At 66.2% G+C, this 14,651-nt stretch carries 13 protein-coding genes; 3 read left to right on the top strand and 10 right to left on the bottom strand.

The genetic code is table 11. The features are described from left to right. Positions 1–2 precede the first annotated feature (2 nt). A complete protein-coding gene (locus POM99_RS15505) occupies positions 3–2,105 on the bottom strand; it encodes a malate synthase G (RefSeq protein WP_277279388.1) in 2,103 nt (700 codons plus the stop codon). A 94-nt stretch (positions 2,106–2,199) separates the two neighbouring features. Between POM99_RS15505 and POM99_RS15510 the strand changes: the two genes are divergently transcribed. Then, positions 2,200–3,090, top strand: coding sequence for a LysR family transcriptional regulator (locus POM99_RS15510; protein WP_277279389.1), 891 nt, complete (start codon positions 2,200–2,202; stop codon positions 3,088–3,090). On the opposite strand, the gene POM99_RS15515 is transcribed toward POM99_RS15510, so the two are convergent. The 8 genes from POM99_RS15515 to POM99_RS15550 all read right to left on the bottom strand — a co-directional run bounded on the left by POM99_RS15515 (position 3,080) and on the right by POM99_RS15550 (position 10,678). Beyond that, entirely contained in the window at positions 3,080–5,500 is a 2,421-nt protein-coding gene (locus tag POM99_RS15515; RefSeq protein WP_277279390.1) for a carboxypeptidase-like regulatory domain-containing protein, read from the bottom strand. The two genes, POM99_RS15510 and POM99_RS15515, sit on opposite strands and share 11 nt — an antisense overlap. Before the next feature lie 78 nt (positions 5,501–5,578). Continuing rightward, complete coding sequence (locus POM99_RS15520) at positions 5,579–5,701, bottom strand: hypothetical protein (RefSeq protein ID WP_277279391.1); 123 nt, start codon at positions 5,699–5,701, stop codon at positions 5,579–5,581. Positions 5,702–6,556: 855 nt separating this feature from the next. Then, positions 6,557–7,525 (bottom strand): fimbrial biogenesis chaperone, encoded by a 969-nt coding sequence (locus tag POM99_RS15525; RefSeq protein WP_277279392.1) that lies wholly within the window; start codon positions 7,523–7,525, stop codon positions 6,557–6,559. A gap of 145 nt (positions 7,526–7,670) precedes the next feature. Beyond that, complete coding sequence (locus tag POM99_RS15530) at positions 7,671–8,168, bottom strand: DUF4402 domain-containing protein (protein ID WP_277279393.1); 498 nt, start codon at positions 8,166–8,168, stop codon at positions 7,671–7,673. Positions 8,169–8,196: 28 nt separating this feature from the next. Continuing rightward, positions 8,197–8,697 carry a DUF4402 domain-containing protein gene (locus POM99_RS15535; RefSeq protein ID WP_277279394.1) on the bottom strand — a complete coding sequence of 167 codons (501 nt, stop codon included), beginning with the start codon at positions 8,695–8,697 and terminating at the stop codon, positions 8,197–8,199. A 94-nt stretch (positions 8,698–8,791) separates the two neighbouring features. Then, positions 8,792–9,289 carry a DUF4402 domain-containing protein gene (locus POM99_RS15540; protein WP_277279395.1) on the bottom strand — a complete coding sequence of 166 codons (498 nt, stop codon included), beginning with the start codon at positions 9,287–9,289 and terminating at the stop codon, positions 8,792–8,794. A 298-nt stretch (positions 9,290–9,587) separates the two neighbouring features. After that, positions 9,588–10,127, bottom strand: a complete 540-nt coding sequence (locus tag POM99_RS15545) for a DUF4402 domain-containing protein (RefSeq protein ID WP_277279396.1) — start codon at positions 10,125–10,127, stop codon at positions 9,588–9,590. After that, positions 10,127–10,678 carry a DUF4402 domain-containing protein gene (locus POM99_RS15550; protein ID WP_277279397.1) on the bottom strand — a complete coding sequence of 184 codons (552 nt, stop codon included), beginning with the start codon at positions 10,676–10,678 and terminating at the stop codon, positions 10,127–10,129. Before POM99_RS15550 ends, POM99_RS15545 begins: the two co-directional genes overlap by 1 nt. Positions 10,679–10,899: 221 nt before the next feature. Here POM99_RS15550 and egtD point away from each other — a divergent pair, with 221 nt between their 5' ends. Together egtD and egtB are read left to right on the top strand one after the other, a co-directional pair. Continuing rightward, entirely contained in the window at positions 10,900–11,883 is a 984-nt protein-coding gene (gene egtD / locus POM99_RS15555) for an L-histidine N(alpha)-methyltransferase (protein ID WP_277279398.1), read from the top strand. A 50-nt stretch (positions 11,884–11,933) separates the two neighbouring features. Next, the gene (gene egtB, locus POM99_RS15560; RefSeq protein WP_277279450.1) at positions 11,934–13,082 is read left to right on the top strand and encodes an ergothioneine biosynthesis protein EgtB; all 1,149 of its coding nucleotides are present in this window, start codon (positions 11,934–11,936) and stop codon (positions 13,080–13,082) included. 12 nt (positions 13,083–13,094) lie between these two features. On the opposite strand, the gene POM99_RS15565 is transcribed toward egtB, so the two are convergent. Continuing rightward, positions 13,095–14,630: a DUF4139 domain-containing protein gene (locus POM99_RS15565; protein ID WP_277279399.1), complete on the bottom strand. Its 1,536-nt coding sequence runs from the start codon at positions 14,628–14,630 to the stop codon at positions 13,095–13,097. Positions 14,631–14,651 lie beyond the last annotated feature (21 nt).

Here is a 14,651-nt window from a genome sequence, read left to right on the forward strand (position 1 = left end):
CGTCAGCCTGCGGACTTCACCTTTTGCCGGAATTCGTGGAGCAGCGGCTCGGTATAGCCGTTGGGCTGGGCAACGCCATCGAACACCAGCGCCCGCGCCGCCTGGAAGGCCAGGCTGCCAGCCGGATCGCTCGCCATCGGGCGATAGAGCGGATCGCCTGCGTTCTGGGCGTCAACCTTGGCCGCCATGCGCAGCAGCGCCTCGTCGACCTGTTCGGGCGTGACCACGCCATGCAGCAGCCAGTTGGCGATGTGCTGGCTGGAAATGCGCAGCGTGGCGCGGTCTTCCATCAGGCCGACGTCGTTGATGTCCGGCACCTTCGAACAGCCGACGCCCTGATCGACCCAGCGCACGACATAGCCGAGGATGCCTTGCGCATTGTTCTCGATCTCCTCGCGCACTTCGGCCTCGGACCAGTTCTTGCCCGCTGCGATCGGGATGGTCAGCAGCGCATCAAGGCTGGCGATCCCTTCGGCGCGGCGCTCGTCCTGCCGGGCGAAGACATCGACCTTGTGGTAGTGCGTGGCGTGGAGCGTGGCGGCCGTGGGCGAAGGCACCCAGGCGGTATTGGCGCCGGTCTTAGGGTGGCCGATCTTCTGCACCAGCATGTCGGCCATGCGATCGGGCATCGCCCACATCCCCTTGCCGATCTGCGATTTGCCCGAGAGCCCGCAGGCCAGGCCGATCTGCACGTTGCGGTCCTCGTACGACAGGATCCACGAAGCGGTCTTCATGTCACCCTTGCGCAGCATCGGCCCCGCCTGCATCGAGGTGTGCATTTCATCGCCGGTGCGGTCGAGGAAGCCGGTGTTGATGAACATCACCCGGTCCTTCACCGCGTGGATGCAGGCGGCAAGGTTGGCGCTGGTGCGGCGCTCCTCGTCCATCACCCCGATCTTCAGCGTGTGCCGGTCGAGCTGCAGGAGGTCCTCAACTGCATCGAACAAGTCATTGGCAAAGCCGCATTCCTCGGGACCGTGCATCTTCGGCTTAACGATATAGACCGAGCCTGCGCGGCTGTTCTGCAAACCTCCAGCTCGCTTTAGGTCATGGATTGCGATAAGGCTGGTGACGATTCCATCAAGGATGCCCTCGGGCGCCTCCGAACAATCGGGCAGCAGCACCGCAGGGTTCGTCATCAGGTGGCCCACATTGCGCACCAGCAGCAACGAGCGGCCCGGCAGGGTGAAGGTGCTCCCATCGGGCGCGGTATAGGCGCGGTCGGCATTCAGCCGCCGCGTCATCGTCTGGCCGCCCTTCTCGAAAGTGTCCTCCAGATTGCCCTGCATCAGGCCGAGCCAGTTGGTGTAGGCCAGCACCTTGTCCTCGGCATCCACGGCGGCGACAGAGTCCTCCAGATCGCAGATCGCGGTGATCGCGGCTTCCATCAGCACGTCGGCCATGTGCGCCGGATCGTCCTTGCCGATCGGGTGCGCGGCATCGATCACCACTTCGATGTGCAGGCCATTGTGGCGCAGCAGCAGGTTGTCGCCCGCACGGCCGACCAGTTGCGACGGGTCCTTCAGCGCCACGTCACCGCCGGTCCATTCCGTCCAGGTGCCCTCGGCCAGCGGCACGGCCTCGTCGAGGAACGCCTTGGCCCAGGCGATCACCTGCGCGCCGCGCTTGGGATCGTATCCCTTGCCTTCGGGCGCGCCGGGAATGGCGTCGGTGCCATAGAGCGCATCGTAGAGGCTGCCCCAGCGCGCGTTGGCGGCATTCAGCAGGAAGCGCGCGTTCAGGATCGGCACCACCAGCTGCGGCCCGGCCACTTCGGCCAGCTCGCGGTCGACGTTCTTCGGGGAGACCGTGAACGGTGCGGGTTCGGGCACGAGATAGCCGATCTCGGTCAGGAACGCCTTGTAGGCTTCGATGTCCTGCGGCTTCCCGGCACGCGCCGTGTGCCAGGCGTCGATCTGCGCCTGCAGCGCATCGCGCTTGGCCAGCAGTTCGCGGTTGCGCGGGGCAAAGCGGGCGAAGACATCGGCCGCGCCGACCCAGAATGCTTCGGCATCGATCCCGGTGCCCGGCAGCGCGCGGCTTTCCACGAAGTCCGCCAGGACGCCCGCAACCTTCAGCCCCGCCCTGTCGACATAACCGGTCATCGCAACTCTCCATCGATTCTGTACCAGCCTAGCGGCCCGGCGCTTAGTGCGGTAGAAGGAAAGAATTCAACACACCTTGTCCTACAGGTTAACAATGTTCGATCCAGACTATGACCTGTTCCTCGCCATTGTCGAAGCCGGCTCGATCTCCGCGGCCGCCCGGCTGCGCAGCCTGACGACACCGGCGCTGTCCAAGCGCCTTGCCCGGCTTGAGGATCGCATCGGTGTGCGGCTCATCCACCGCACCACCCGCCGTCTCGCGCTCACCCCTGCGGGGCAGGACCTGCACGATGCGCTGCTTCCGCTCCGCGCCACGCTTGCCGCCACTGAAGACCGCATTGCAGGGCGGGGCGATCGCCTGGCCGGGCCACTGCGCCTCACCGCGCCCACGTCGTTCGGGCGCATGCACGTGGTGCCCCACCTGCCCGGCTTTCTCGCCCGCTATCCGCAGATCGATCTCGCCATTGATCTGTCCGACGAATTCGTCGACCTGCTGGATGGTCGCCACGATCTGGCCATCCGCATTGGCGCACGGATCGGTGCAGGCCTTTTCGGCCACCGCCTGGGTACAAGCCGCCGCGTGCTATGCGCCGCCCCGGCCTATCTCGCCACGTTCGGGGAACCGCAATCCCTGGCCGATCTTGCCCGCCACCGCCTTCTCGCAACCGAAAGCCAGCTGCCCTGGCAGCTTGACGGACCCGAAGGCACTGTCATCCACCATGGCCAAAGCCACATCCGCACTAATTCCAGTGAGGTTGTGCGCGAACTGGCGCTCGGCGGCTGTGGCATCGCCCTTCGCTCACTGTGGGACGTAGGCGATGCGCTGCAAGGTGGCGCGCTGCGGCGCGTTCTCCCTACCTATGAAGGGTCACAGGACGTTGGCATCTTTGCCGTCCACGCTGCCGCGCCGTCGGTGCCATCCCGTGTCCGCGCCGTGATCGACCACCTTTGCAGCCGCATGCCGCTGGCTGGCATCATGGCATAGCGGTGGATTGCACGCGCAGCACCACGCGCGTTTCTCCTCCGCGCGCATCCACGCGGATTTCGGGTTCCTGTTCAAGCCGGATCGCCAGCCGCCGCGCCTGCCCCGGGTCAAGCCGCAGGCGATAGGCTCCTGGATGCAGCTGTTCGAACCAGAAGCTTCCGCCAGATCCAGTGCGGGTGCGTGCGATGGTCCGTCCTGCGTCATCCACCAGTTCCAGCGCCAGCCCGGTTACCGCGCGTGCCCCTGTGCCGAACGTTGCGGTCCCTTCCACATCGCCCAGCATGTCCACCGCGAAATCGCTGAGATGGATGCGCCCGGCGCGCGGCACGATCTCCACACCCTGCCGCGCAGGCGCCATCGCCACATCCGGCAGGGAATCCGCCTCTATCCGCAGGCTGGTGCGTACCCCGTCCCCCAGCCCGCCGATCAGGGCCATGCCCGCGTCATCCGTTTCGGCCGACAGCACGCCGTTGCCGAACGCGACCTTTGGCAGCGGGTCTTCGCCCTGGTCGAAGCGCCCATTGCCGTTCGCATCGCGGAAGGCCCGCATGGCGATCGCACCGCCGCCCGCCAGGCCCGGGCGGTCCAGGAAGAGCCGCCCGTTCGCCGGATTTCGGCCAAAACTGAAGCCCAGCCGCAGCACCGCGGCATAGGCGTTGCCGGGTACGGTCATCGTGCCATCGAACGCCAGAGACAGATTGCGGAAGCGGTGCGCCACCGAGAGGCCGAACTGCGTCTGCCCGGAAACAAACAGGCGCGCCGCCTGCGCCTTGACCAGCGTATCGGGTCCGAACGAGCGCGCCACCTCCGCGCTGGCTGATTGAAACTGGGCCCCAGGGCGCAGGCCGTAATCGAGCGAGGCGCGCATCTGCACCCGTGAACCGGTCACGCTGGTCAGGTCGAACGTTCCGCCAAGGTTGGTCACCGCTTCCGCACCCGGCGCGCTGCTGCGGCCTAGCGTCAGACTGTTGGAAATCAAGAGCGGGGCCACCAGCAGCGATGTGCGCAGCGACCCATCGGTCTGCCGGCGGCCATTGGCAAACGCGATCTGCCGCCATCGTGCCGCCATCGGCATGGTGAAATCGCCGCCACCCAAGCGGATTGCACCGGCTGCCTCGATCTCGGTCACCCGGCGGAGCGGATCGCTAGTAAAGGCGCGCACTTCGTCCATGAAGCCGCCGGCGTACTCGCCATGCGTGGCCGTCCAGTCGATCCCCGCCGTCCGCCCGCCCAGCGCACCAACAACGGCGCGGGCGGTTTCGGGCATGCCTTTCGTGCCCTGCACCGCGCCGTCTATCCGAGCGGCGATCCCGGCGATGCTGGTGCGCTGGCCTACACTCGCCTGCCAGTGTGCCTGCCCGTTGCTGCGATACCATGCCCCTGCCGCCTGCACCGTCAGCGCCGTGGCCAGCCCGTAACGGACGTCGGCAGTACCGCGCAACGCGCCGAAATCCTGCGCGGGGGCAAAGTTGCGTCCACGCACATCGAAAAGGGGCGTGTCCTTCTGCGCCATGCCGAGCGTATAGACCAGCTTGCCCTTGGGCAGCGCGCCGTCCCCCACGCTGATCCGGCGCACTTCTTCCCGCCTCTGCCCTTGCGGACCATACAGTACCAGGCGGAACACGTTCAGGCCCAGTTCCAGGGGCACCTGCAGGAATTCATACCGTCCGTTGACCGCGGTGCGCGTCGAACCGATGAGGGTATTGTTGCGATAGAGTTCTGCCTCGTATCCGGCAGGCAGATCTCCGCGCAGGTCCAGCCTGTCGAACACCGACAGGCCGTCGAGCGCGGCATTGGTCACAAACGCGCCGCGCCCGCCGACGCCGCGCAGGCCGATCGGCAGCGCCGTGGTGCTGACATCGCCGATCTGGAAATCGGTGGCCTGCAGCGGGCCGAGCAGGCCTGCGTCAGGATCGCGCCGGCCCAGCTCAAGCCGCGCGGCAGTGAGCCCTTCCTGCGACGATACGCTGGCGAATGCGCGTGCGGTCAGAAAGGCCAGGTCGCCTGCCAGGCGGATGTCCGCCTCAACCCGCGCACCAAAGCTCTGATCGGAAACGCCGCGCAGTTCCAGTTCGCCCACTGGCACCGTGATCGCGCGGTATGGCGTCGGTTCACGCGCAAACCGGGGCTTCTCTCGATTGTCCTTCCGCGCGTTCAGCCGGCTGCGCGCCTCTTCGCGCGCGGCGCGCTGTTCGAAAGGAAACGGGGTGAGCGTCGTGATGGTCACGTTCTGCGCCCGCAGGTCCACCTTCAGCGTCAGTGGCATCAGATCGGCAAAGCGCTCGGCGCGCAGATAAAGCTCGCCGTCAAAGGCCGCCGCATCGCGCGGAGAAAGCGCCAACTCCTTGCCATCATGCACCAGCACCCCTTCGCGCAGGTTGATCGACAGGGAATGCTTCTCGTCCAGCACCCAGCCCGAGGCATAGCGGCCATCGTCGCTGACCGTGATCGCCAGATCGAGCAGGCGGGCCAGCTCACCTACCGGCAGTTAGGTGCCCGCCCGGGTGCCATAAGCTGTGATCGTATCCCCCGGGCCGCCGCTGGCCGTGCCGATCTCAAGGATCAGCTCATCGTCAGGGCTGAACGTGGCCGTCACAAACCCCGCCGCCATCTGCCCGCCCTCCTTCACCAGGCCCGCATTTGCGTCTGCCGCTAAGGGGGCGGGTCTGGTCCGTTGGCCGAACGCCGGCTGTGGCAGGCGCGCAGCCGCCAGCCCCGCCGCCGGTATCGATGAACTTGACAGGGCATTCTCCATTCCCTGCCCCATCGAAGGCCGCGTTCCTGCCTGCCATTGCTCGGTGTCAGTGGGTGGGGGCACGGCAACAAGCCTATGCCGCGAAGGCGGGGATGCCCTGGCCCCCTTCGCAGGCTCGGCAGCCACCTGTCCCGGCGCGGACCGGGCACCGCTGCCGAGGACGGGCGCTGGCGACAATGCGCGCAACGATGCCGGGGTCGAAGCGGGCGGGGCTGCAGAGCCTGGCACCGCCGCTGTCGGCAAAGGCGAGGCAGGTGGATCCGTTGGGTCGGGCGCAGTATTGGGTTGTGCGAGGTCCGGCATGACTGGCGCCTTGTCTCGCGTTTCGAAAAGCGCGACTGCCGCAGGTGAGAGGACAGCGGCAGCATGGTCGCGCAGTTCCTCATGCTGCGCCTCAAATCGTTGATCCGCCTCTTGCCCTGGCTCGACGCGGACCGGTCGTACCACCGCATTTCGCGCCACCCTGCGCTGCAGGGTCGGCTCCATCTGCCCTGCCACCTTGCCGAAGACGGGGCGGGGTGTAGCTTCCTCGCCCGGTCGCACAGGTCGCGGGGGCCGGGCGGGTTCGGGCGGGTCGTCGCGCGGGGGGGGGTGGTGCATCGTGGTCGTGCAGCAACACACTCACTCCGGCCAGCACGCCGCCCAGCCCCAGCATGGCTGCCGCGGTCGTGCGCCTGCGGGCCGGTTGCCGCTGCCGCCCTCCGGTCCCTGTCACGGCACGATGAATTCCTGCCGCGCCAGAACCTTGCCCGGGTTCATGTCGTCATCGGTATAGGTCACGATCAGCCGCGCACCCTTCGCATAGAGGCGCGGATCGGCCTTGGGGTCGATTTCCACGTGCGCGCGCCGCTCGCTAATCTCCGTGTAGACGCCGATGCCCTTGATTTCGCCCAAGGGCTTTTTCACGCTCGCCACACTTACGGTAATGTCCCCAAATGCCGATCGTGTGCCCTCGCGCGTGATCGTCAGGGCCAGCGTCCTGCGCCTGTCAGCTTCGGTCTCCAGCGCCATGTCGCGCAGGCCTGCGTTCAGCGTAGTCTCGCCCACCCGCACGATCACCGGGATCGAGATGCCAAAGCGGGGCACGATCTGCACGCCCACGCCTCCGACCGCGCCGCCCGCCCCGCCCGCAGCGTCGTCGATGGTCAGCTCGCCCGTCTGCGGCGGCACTGAAACCGCGAGGAAATGGGACCGATACTCGCCCGGCGGGAGGTCCGGCGCCGCGCGCACCATGATCCGCACCATCTGTGCCTCGTTCGCCGGCAATGTCACCCGGCGGGGAGACCAGCGCAGCATCCCGCTTGCCGTGCGCACCCGGGCGCTTTGCGCCGGATCGGTCACCGCTGCCAGATCCACCAGTTGCCCATCGGTGGTCATCATCATGTCGGAAATCGAAATGTCGTAGTCGCCGCTGGCTGCCGCCCGGTTGTACAGCCCCACCGTTGCGGTCTTTTCCCGGTCGGTCATGACAACGCGCTTGGGATATAGGTTGACGTCACCCATCCCGCCTACCGATCCGGCAGGAGCATCTCCCGGCGCGCTTTCGGGTCCGCTTTCGGTCCCGCTTTCAGGCGTTGTGGGTTCAGTGGCCTGGGCTGATGTGCCGGCCGCTCCCTGTAACGCCTGCTGCGCCATGGCAGCTCCGCTCACCGCACCCCCGCCAACCAGCAGCCCCACCATGACCCGAAACAAGGGGTTGCGAAAACAGCACTTCATCGAACAGCGATCCCGGGATGAGGTATTACGTGTAATTACCTATATGGAAGAGCCTTCGCTCCGCCAATCCCATTGCTCGCAGCTGCTCGTGGAAAGTCCGTGCTCAATTCTAGTTGTAAGTAACGTTGACGGTATAACTTCCGGTATAGGACCCTGGCGTCTGCCCGGCATTCACGTTGAGCGTGCCACCCACGGTGAAGTATCCCGATCCGGTGAACGGAATATAGCCAGCGGGCAGCATCGGAACCGTCGTAAAAGTCATGGCGTTACTTCCCGCGCTCACGGCCCCTGCTCCGGTGGTGATGCCGATCAGGCGGTTGGGATCGCCGAATGCCGTGAAACGATCGGTGGCGGTTGTCGATCCGGTCACGAAGGTTACCCCGCCGCTGGTCGTGGCGGCGCCGGTGTTCGGCACGGTCACCGTCCCCGCCGATGCTGCCGTAAATCGACCAAAGCGCAGGACAAAGCCGTTGTTATGAACCAGCACCAGCGGCGCCACCACTCGGGCTGTGGCGCTGCCGCTGCGCGTGGAACGGTCGCCGCTTCCGGCCTGCGCCTGCCCCGCCGTCAGCAGGACGAGCGCCATTGCTGCGAAGATCGTCCGCATGGATCACCTGCGATGTCTGGAAAGGCCGTCAGTTGTAGGTGACGGTTGCCAAATAGGTGCCGGTATAGGACCCGACGCCCTGGTTGCCTGCCACGGTGAGCCGCCCGCCGACCGAGAATGTTCGCCTGCCGTTGGCGGCGATCGTGGTGCGTGATGCCGAAGGCGCAGTGGTGAATGCCATGCTGCGCGCTCCTGAAACGACAGTGCCACTCGTGGTGACTATGCCAAAGGCGCGGCCCGGATCACCCGAAACGGAAAATGCGTCGGTCCGTGTTGTCGACCCGGTTACGAAGTTTACTTCCCCGGTTCGCGTCACCGTGCCACCGCTGGTTATGTTGATCGTCCCGCCCAGCGTGCCAGAGGTGAACCGCCCGAACACGATTGCGCGCCCAGCGGTGTGCGTCAGCACGATCGGCCTGACCGCCAAGGCGCGCGCCGTCCCGGCCCGTGCCGATCGGTCACCAGAGCCGGCGAGCGCCATCTCGGGCAACAGCGCGACAACCGCGATCGTGGCAAGCGCAACACGCATGGTCTTTCAGTCGTCCAACTGGTTGGGACAAGGCCGGCGGTGGTGGCGTCGTCCTGCCACGGCATCGACGCCACGGCAGGACGACGCCGGTTGATCAGTTGTAGGTCACCGTTGCGGTGTACGAACCGGTGTAGGACCCGGCGGTCACAGTGCTCGCCACGGTCAGCGTGCCGCCCACGGTGAAGCTGGCCGTGCCGCCCGAGCTCAGCGTTGCAGTGGCGGCCGAAGGCGTGGTGGTGAACGGCATCGACACCGAACCCGCGGTCACGGAGCCGCCGGTCGTGGTGATCGAGAACGAGCGGCTGGCATCTCCCGCAACGGTGAAGGCGTCGGCCGAAACGGTCGAACCCGGCACGAAGCCGACATCGCTGCCCACCGAGCCCACGCCCGCCGCGCTGACGTCCACGCTGCCGCCGGTGCCCACGGTGAAGCGGCCGAAGTTCAGCGCCGCGCCCGTGGTGTGCGTCAGCACGATCGGCGCCACGACCACGGCAGAGGCCGCACCGGTGGCGGTGGAGGTGTTGCCCGAAGCGGCAAAGGCCGAGCCGGACGAGAGAGCGAGGACAACGGCGCCCAGAACAAGCTTCTTCATGATCTTCATCCCTGTTTCGAGCGTTCGGAAGCCCCGCGGGATCCTTCGGCTCAGCAATTCCCGGCGAGCCGGAAGCCCGGTCGCCATGGCTGGATACGCCGCACTGGTTAACAGCTGGTTAGGTGGAGATACTTATGTCGAATTGGCGCGTTTCCGGGCTTTCCTGCGCCAAATCTGGCCATTCAGATGGCGTGGAAAAGTCCTAAAGTTAACCCTTTGACCAGTCGTTCGTCGAGATGCGCCAACTCGATCAACAGCCCTGCCCCGTGCTGCCCCGAATCGCTCGGGCGCGAATCACTCAGCCGTATGTGATGGTCACGTCCACCGTCGCGCGATAGTGCCCCGCGCCCAGCCCCGCCGGCACCACCAGCGTGCCACCCACGGCAAAGCCATCCTCGCCCTGCGCGTCGATCAGGCCATGTCCATCGTTGGCGCCGCTGTTGCGACTGCGCACGGTCAGGCTTTCCACCGTCAGCACCCCCGCCCCGGCTTCCGCGCTGGCGGTCACCCGCGCCGGCAGGGTGATGGCATAGCTGCGCCCCGCTTCGCCGCGCACGGCAAAGGCAGCGGCGTGGACGGCGCTGCAGGCCGCACCCGCACAGGCCGCCAGCGCACCCCCGGCATAGCTGGCCCGGCCATCTGTCGAAATCGTCACGCTCCCCGCCGCAACCGGTGCGAAGATCGCCCCGAAGTCGAGATCGGACAGCCGCGTCATCACCAGCGGGGCCACCACTTCCGCCTGCGCCTGTCCCGCCGCGCTGGCAGCGTGCCCCGCCGCGAACGCCTGGGCCGACCACAACGCCGGGATCAGGGCGGCAAGTGCACCGATCCGCCGCATCAGTTCGCCACCGAAAGCAGCGTGGCGGTCAACGTAACCGGAATGGCCAGCGTCGCCCCGCCGAAGTTGCGGGTCACTTCCAGCCGCCCGCCGACCCTGAAGCTCCGGCTGCACACCTGGGTGCGGCAACTGACCAGTGACAGGCTCATCGTTGCGCCGGGCAGCAGCGATCCCAACCCGCCCAGATCGGTGTTGAACTGCGCTATGCGGCCGCTCACCCCGCCGCTGGTCACGGTTTGCCCTCCGGTCAGCTGCAACAGCATAACGATGGCAAGTGTCTGCCCGCCCTTGCTCGATTCCCGGTCATAGCTGACGGTGAACTGTCCCGGGCCCACGGGATATCCCGCAATCGGCAAGACGCCGCTGTCGGTCACCGTCCCGCTGGCAGCCACAGTGCGCGACCCCGTGGTTCCCGGCACGACGAACCGGCCATAGCGCAACGCCGTATCATACGTGACCGCCACTTCGGCAGCACGGACCCCCGCCGAGCAAAGCAGCGCTGCCGCCACCAGGGCGCACCCGGTCCATGCCTGAAAGATCCGGCTTGCCATGTGCTCAGCCTACCCGTTGCCATGCGCCCTTGCCAAGCCCTGCGCCGCCATCCTGCGCACTCAGCCTCTCGCGCAGGCATTATGGAACCAACCGGCGCACAGCAGGTTCACGCAGTATCCCGCCTTCGCGCAGGGGGATCGTCACGTGCGCGACAGGGCCGTCGCCTGCCCGGTCGCAACCCGCCCCGCCCCTGCCATCTCCCTCCGGAACGGACTGCTGCATGACCGATACGCTCGCCCCCACCGACAGCAGCAGCACCGGCAGCAGCAGCACCGACAGTGCTTTCGCCCGCGATGTCCTGCGCGGCCTCTCCCAGCCACGAAAGACCATTCCCGCGCGCTACTTCTATGACATGCGCGGATCCGAACTGTTCGAGGCGATCACCCGCCTGCCCGAATACTACCCGACGCGCACCGAGATCGCCCTGTTGACCGACCATGCGGATGATCTCGCCCGCCTTGCCGGGCGCGGTCGAACCGTGGTGGAATTCGGCGCCGGTTCGGCCGCCAAGACGCCGCTGCTGCTTCAGGCCACTGATGCTGGAACCTATGTCGCCATCGACATCTCGGGCGATTACCTCGTCCAGTCGCTCAAAGCGCTTACCCATCGCATCCCCGGCCTGTGCGCGGTGCCGGTGGTGGGTGATTTCACGGAGCCGCTGCAGCTGCCGCCCCTTGCCGGGCCGCTCACCGGTTTCTTCTCCGGCTCCACCATCGGCAATCTCGATCATCGCGGCGCGGTGGACCTGCTGCGCTCCTTTCGGGCCACGCTCGGGCCGGATGCGCGCCTCGTGATCGGGATCGACACCCGCAAGAACCCCCACCTGCTTGAAGCCGCGTATGACGATGCCGCCGGGGTTACTGCGCAGTTCAACCTGAACCTGCTCCACCGCATCAATCGCGAACTGGGCGGCACCATCCCCGTCGCCAGCTTCGAACACCGTGCCGTTTGGCACGATGGCCATGGCAGGATCGAGATGCACCTCGTCGCACTCTCCGACGTGGCCTTTACTGCCGCGGGCCAGCGGTTCTCCATGCGGCAGGGGGAAACCATCCACACCGAAAACAGCCATAAGTATACGCCTGCCGAAGCCCGCTTCCTCGCCCGCGCCTCTGGCTGGGAGCCGCTTGCGATGTGGACCGACAAGGCGGAGCTGTTCAGCCTGCACGTCTGGTCCGCCGCCGGGAAAGACCTGCAGCCTTGAACGCGCAACCCGCCGCCACGGTACAATCCAGCTGCGCCTCTGTGGCCGCAATGGAACGCTTCGAGCTTGTCCGCGCGCGCACCCTCGCGCTGGTCGCGCCGCTCACGGCGGAAGACTGCCAAGTCCAATCGATGCCCGATGTCAGCCCGGCCAAATGGCATCTCGCCCACACGACCTGGTTTTTCGAAGCATTTCTACTCGCGCCGCACCTGCCCGGCTACGAACCCTGCGATCCCGCTTATGCCGTCCTTTTCAATTCCTATTACGTCGGCATCGGCGAACGTCATCCCCGGGGCCGGCGCGGCCTGCTCTCGCGCCCCTCGCTGGATGATGTGATTGCTTACCGCGCCCACGTGGACGCTGCGATGAACCGCCTGATGCGCATGGTTGATCCAGCCCGCTGGTTTTCGCTGGTCGAACTGGGCTGTCAGCACGAACAGCAGCATCAGGAACTGATCCTGATGGACATCCAGCACGTACTTTCGTGCAATCCTCTCCATCCCGCCTATGCTGCGCAGGCCCCCGCCCAATCCGCGCAGTTGCCCCTGGCATGGCACGAAATGCCCAGCGGGCTCTACGAGATCGGACATCACGGCGCAGGGTTTTGTTTCGACAACGAACAGCCCCGTCACCACGTCTGGCTAGATTCTTTCGCAATCGCCAGTCGCCTCGTCACGAATGGCGAATATGCCTCCTTCATGGCAGACACCGGCTATGCCCGGCCTGACCTGTGGCTGTCCGAAGGGTGGGACATCGTGACAGGTGACCAGTGGCGCGCGCCGCTTTACTGGGACGATGCCACAGGTGCCTGGAGCCGCTTCTCGCTCAACGGTCGCCACCCGGTCGATCCGAATGCCCCGGTCCTCCACGTCAGCTACTTCGAGGCCGACGCCTATGCGCGCTGGGCCGGCGCGCGACTGCCGACCGAGGCGGAATGGGAAGTCGCCGCCCACGCCACGCCGCTCGCCCAGCTGGCCGACACCGCCTGGCAGTGGACCGCCTCGGCCTATCACCCATATCCCGGTTTCACCCCTCCGCCCGGCGCTGTGGGGGAGTACAATGGCAAGTTCATGGTCAACCAGATGGTCCTGCGCGGTGGCTCCCAAGCCACTCCACCCAGCCATGCCCGCCCCACCTACCGCAATTTCTTCCCCACCAGCGCGCGCTGGCCCTTCACGGGGATCAGGCTGGCAAGGTAACGGGCGTAGGCCTCAATCGGCGCTCCGCACCCTGTAACGCAGCCGTACCTCACCCCCGGCCGGAACGCTGACAGTCCACACCGGCCGACCGAATCTGCGTCCCAGCCTTTTTGACGGATTCTCGATTCTTTCTCCGTCATTCAGCGCCAGCATGCCCTCGAACGTCACGGGCCAGGAATTGGCGTTGCGCACAACCGCATCCAGTGCGGTCCAGCCCTTGCCCGATCCGGTCTCCTGGACGGAAAGGGTTACATTGGGCGATGATCCCAGCGCTGCTTCCACATCCTCGTTCACGGCATAGTTGCCCAGCCCGCCCCGTCCCACCAACAGCACATTTCCATCGTGCGGTTCGAATACGGCCAACGGCCCGCCGGGCAGCGCCACGCCAAGACCGTTGTCCTTGCTGTTGCGTGTGCGCAGTTTCAGCTGGGCAGACTGAGCCTCCATTTCGTACCCACCAAGCGTGGCGGTGTGCAGCACCTTCAGCTTAACACCCTTCAGATCGTGCATCGCCACCTGTTTCTGCGCGTTGGAGGCAACGGTTGTGGGCACCGGCACGCGATAGAGCTTAAGATCGCCCAGCCCTTCCTCGGTAACCTTGGTGGCAAGTTCCATCACCGACGCGTTTCGGCGTTGCGCGGTAACGACGATCTCCATCGCTGGCGCTTCCATGGCCATGGGTACAGGTATCGGAGGCAGCGCCACGACCATCGGCGGCGGCGAAGTGTGCAGCGACTTGAGGTAACACTGCAGGATCAGATCGCCTTTCTCGGAAGGCGGTTCAGGCTTCTCATCCTCCCGGTTCACTTCCCCGCCCACAACCGCCGTGGTCGCGTCCACGAACGATGTCGGATCACTGCTGGCCAGCGTCACCCAGGCTAGCAGGTCCGCCGTACCTTGGGCCGGGTCATACCGCACCAGATAGTTCGTTTGCCAGTCAAAGCCCCATGCGAGGTACGACAGCCGCACGGTCGCCCGCTGTGCCGCCGGGCTTTCGGTCTGCACCGAAAGCGTCGGCTTGGCAGAAAGGCCCGGGGGCAGCTCGGGATAGACGATTTCATCGATGAACCCACGCCCGCAATCGGCCACTTCGAAGCCCGCCTTGGTCTGCAGAATCGCCGCACCATCGGCGCCGGAGCGGATCACCGCGCGTTCCTCGGTCACGGTGCCCTTGCCATCGTGTCCGCTGTAGCGGCGCAGGATCACCGGGCGGCCAAAGTCGCGGGCATAGAGATTGCGGGCCGAGAGCAGTTCGCCATCGAGGTTCTTTTCACGAACGCCGGTGGGCAGGCCGGAAAGCAGTGCGGATTCGGGCAGGATGCCGCCCGCCACGCCTTCAAAGCGGATCGTCGCCCTGCCTGCAGGAATGTCCACGGTGCGCGTCTCGGTCACCAGCGCATACCCGCCCAGCCAGTCGAGATCGATGGCGGCATCCGCGTCGCGGTCCGGCGCGCGATAGATCGTTATCGCCACTGCGTCGGGCCGGGCGGAGAGCACTGTCGCTTCCTGCGCCCATGCGTCGGTGGCGAGCGCCAGTCCGGCCACCATCAATATCAGCCTGCGCCGCAC

Origin of the sequence: Novosphingobium cyanobacteriorum, assembly GCF_029436685.1 — a bacterium.
Taxonomy (GTDB): Bacteria; Pseudomonadota; Alphaproteobacteria; order Sphingomonadales; family Sphingomonadaceae; genus Novosphingobium; species Novosphingobium cyanobacteriorum.

Bases quoted from the DNA above. Each gene is read 5' to 3' on its own strand.
- POM99_RS15545 (WP_277279396.1), bottom strand. From the start codon at position 10,127: ATGCGGCGGATCGGTGCACTTGCCGCCCTGATCCCGGCGTTGTGGTCG.
- POM99_RS15510 (WP_277279389.1), top strand. From the start codon at position 2,200: ATGTTCGATCCAGACTATGACCTGTTCCTCGCCATTGTCGAAGCCGGC.
- POM99_RS15565 (WP_277279399.1), bottom strand. From the start codon at position 14,630: ATGGTGGCCGGACTGGCGCTCGCCACCGACGCATGGGCGCAGGAAGCG.
- POM99_RS15505 (WP_277279388.1), bottom strand. From the start codon at position 2,105: ATGACCGGTTATGTCGACAGGGCGGGGCTGAAGGTTGCGGGCGTCCTG.
- egtD (WP_277279398.1), top strand. From the start codon at position 10,900: ATGACCGATACGCTCGCCCCCACCGACAGCAGCAGCACCGGCAGCAGC.
- egtB (WP_277279450.1), top strand. From the start codon at position 11,934: ATGGAACGCTTCGAGCTTGTCCGCGCGCGCACCCTCGCGCTGGTCGCG.
- POM99_RS15540 (WP_277279395.1), bottom strand. From the start codon at position 9,289: ATGAAGAAGCTTGTTCTGGGCGCCGTTGTCCTCGCTCTCTCGTCCGGC.
- POM99_RS15550 (WP_277279397.1), bottom strand. From the start codon at position 10,678: ATGGCAAGCCGGATCTTTCAGGCATGGACCGGGTGCGCCCTGGTGGCG.
- POM99_RS15520 (WP_277279391.1), bottom strand. From the start codon at position 5,701: ATGGCGGCGGGGTTTGTGACGGCCACGTTCAGCCCTGACGATGAGCTG.
- POM99_RS15525 (WP_277279392.1), bottom strand. From the start codon at position 7,525: ATGGTGGGGCTGCTGGTTGGCGGGGGTGCGGTGAGCGGAGCTGCCATG.
- POM99_RS15530 (WP_277279393.1), bottom strand. From the start codon at position 8,168: ATGCGGACGATCTTCGCAGCAATGGCGCTCGTCCTGCTGACGGCGGGG.
- POM99_RS15535 (WP_277279394.1), bottom strand. From the start codon at position 8,697: ATGCGTGTTGCGCTTGCCACGATCGCGGTTGTCGCGCTGTTGCCCGAG.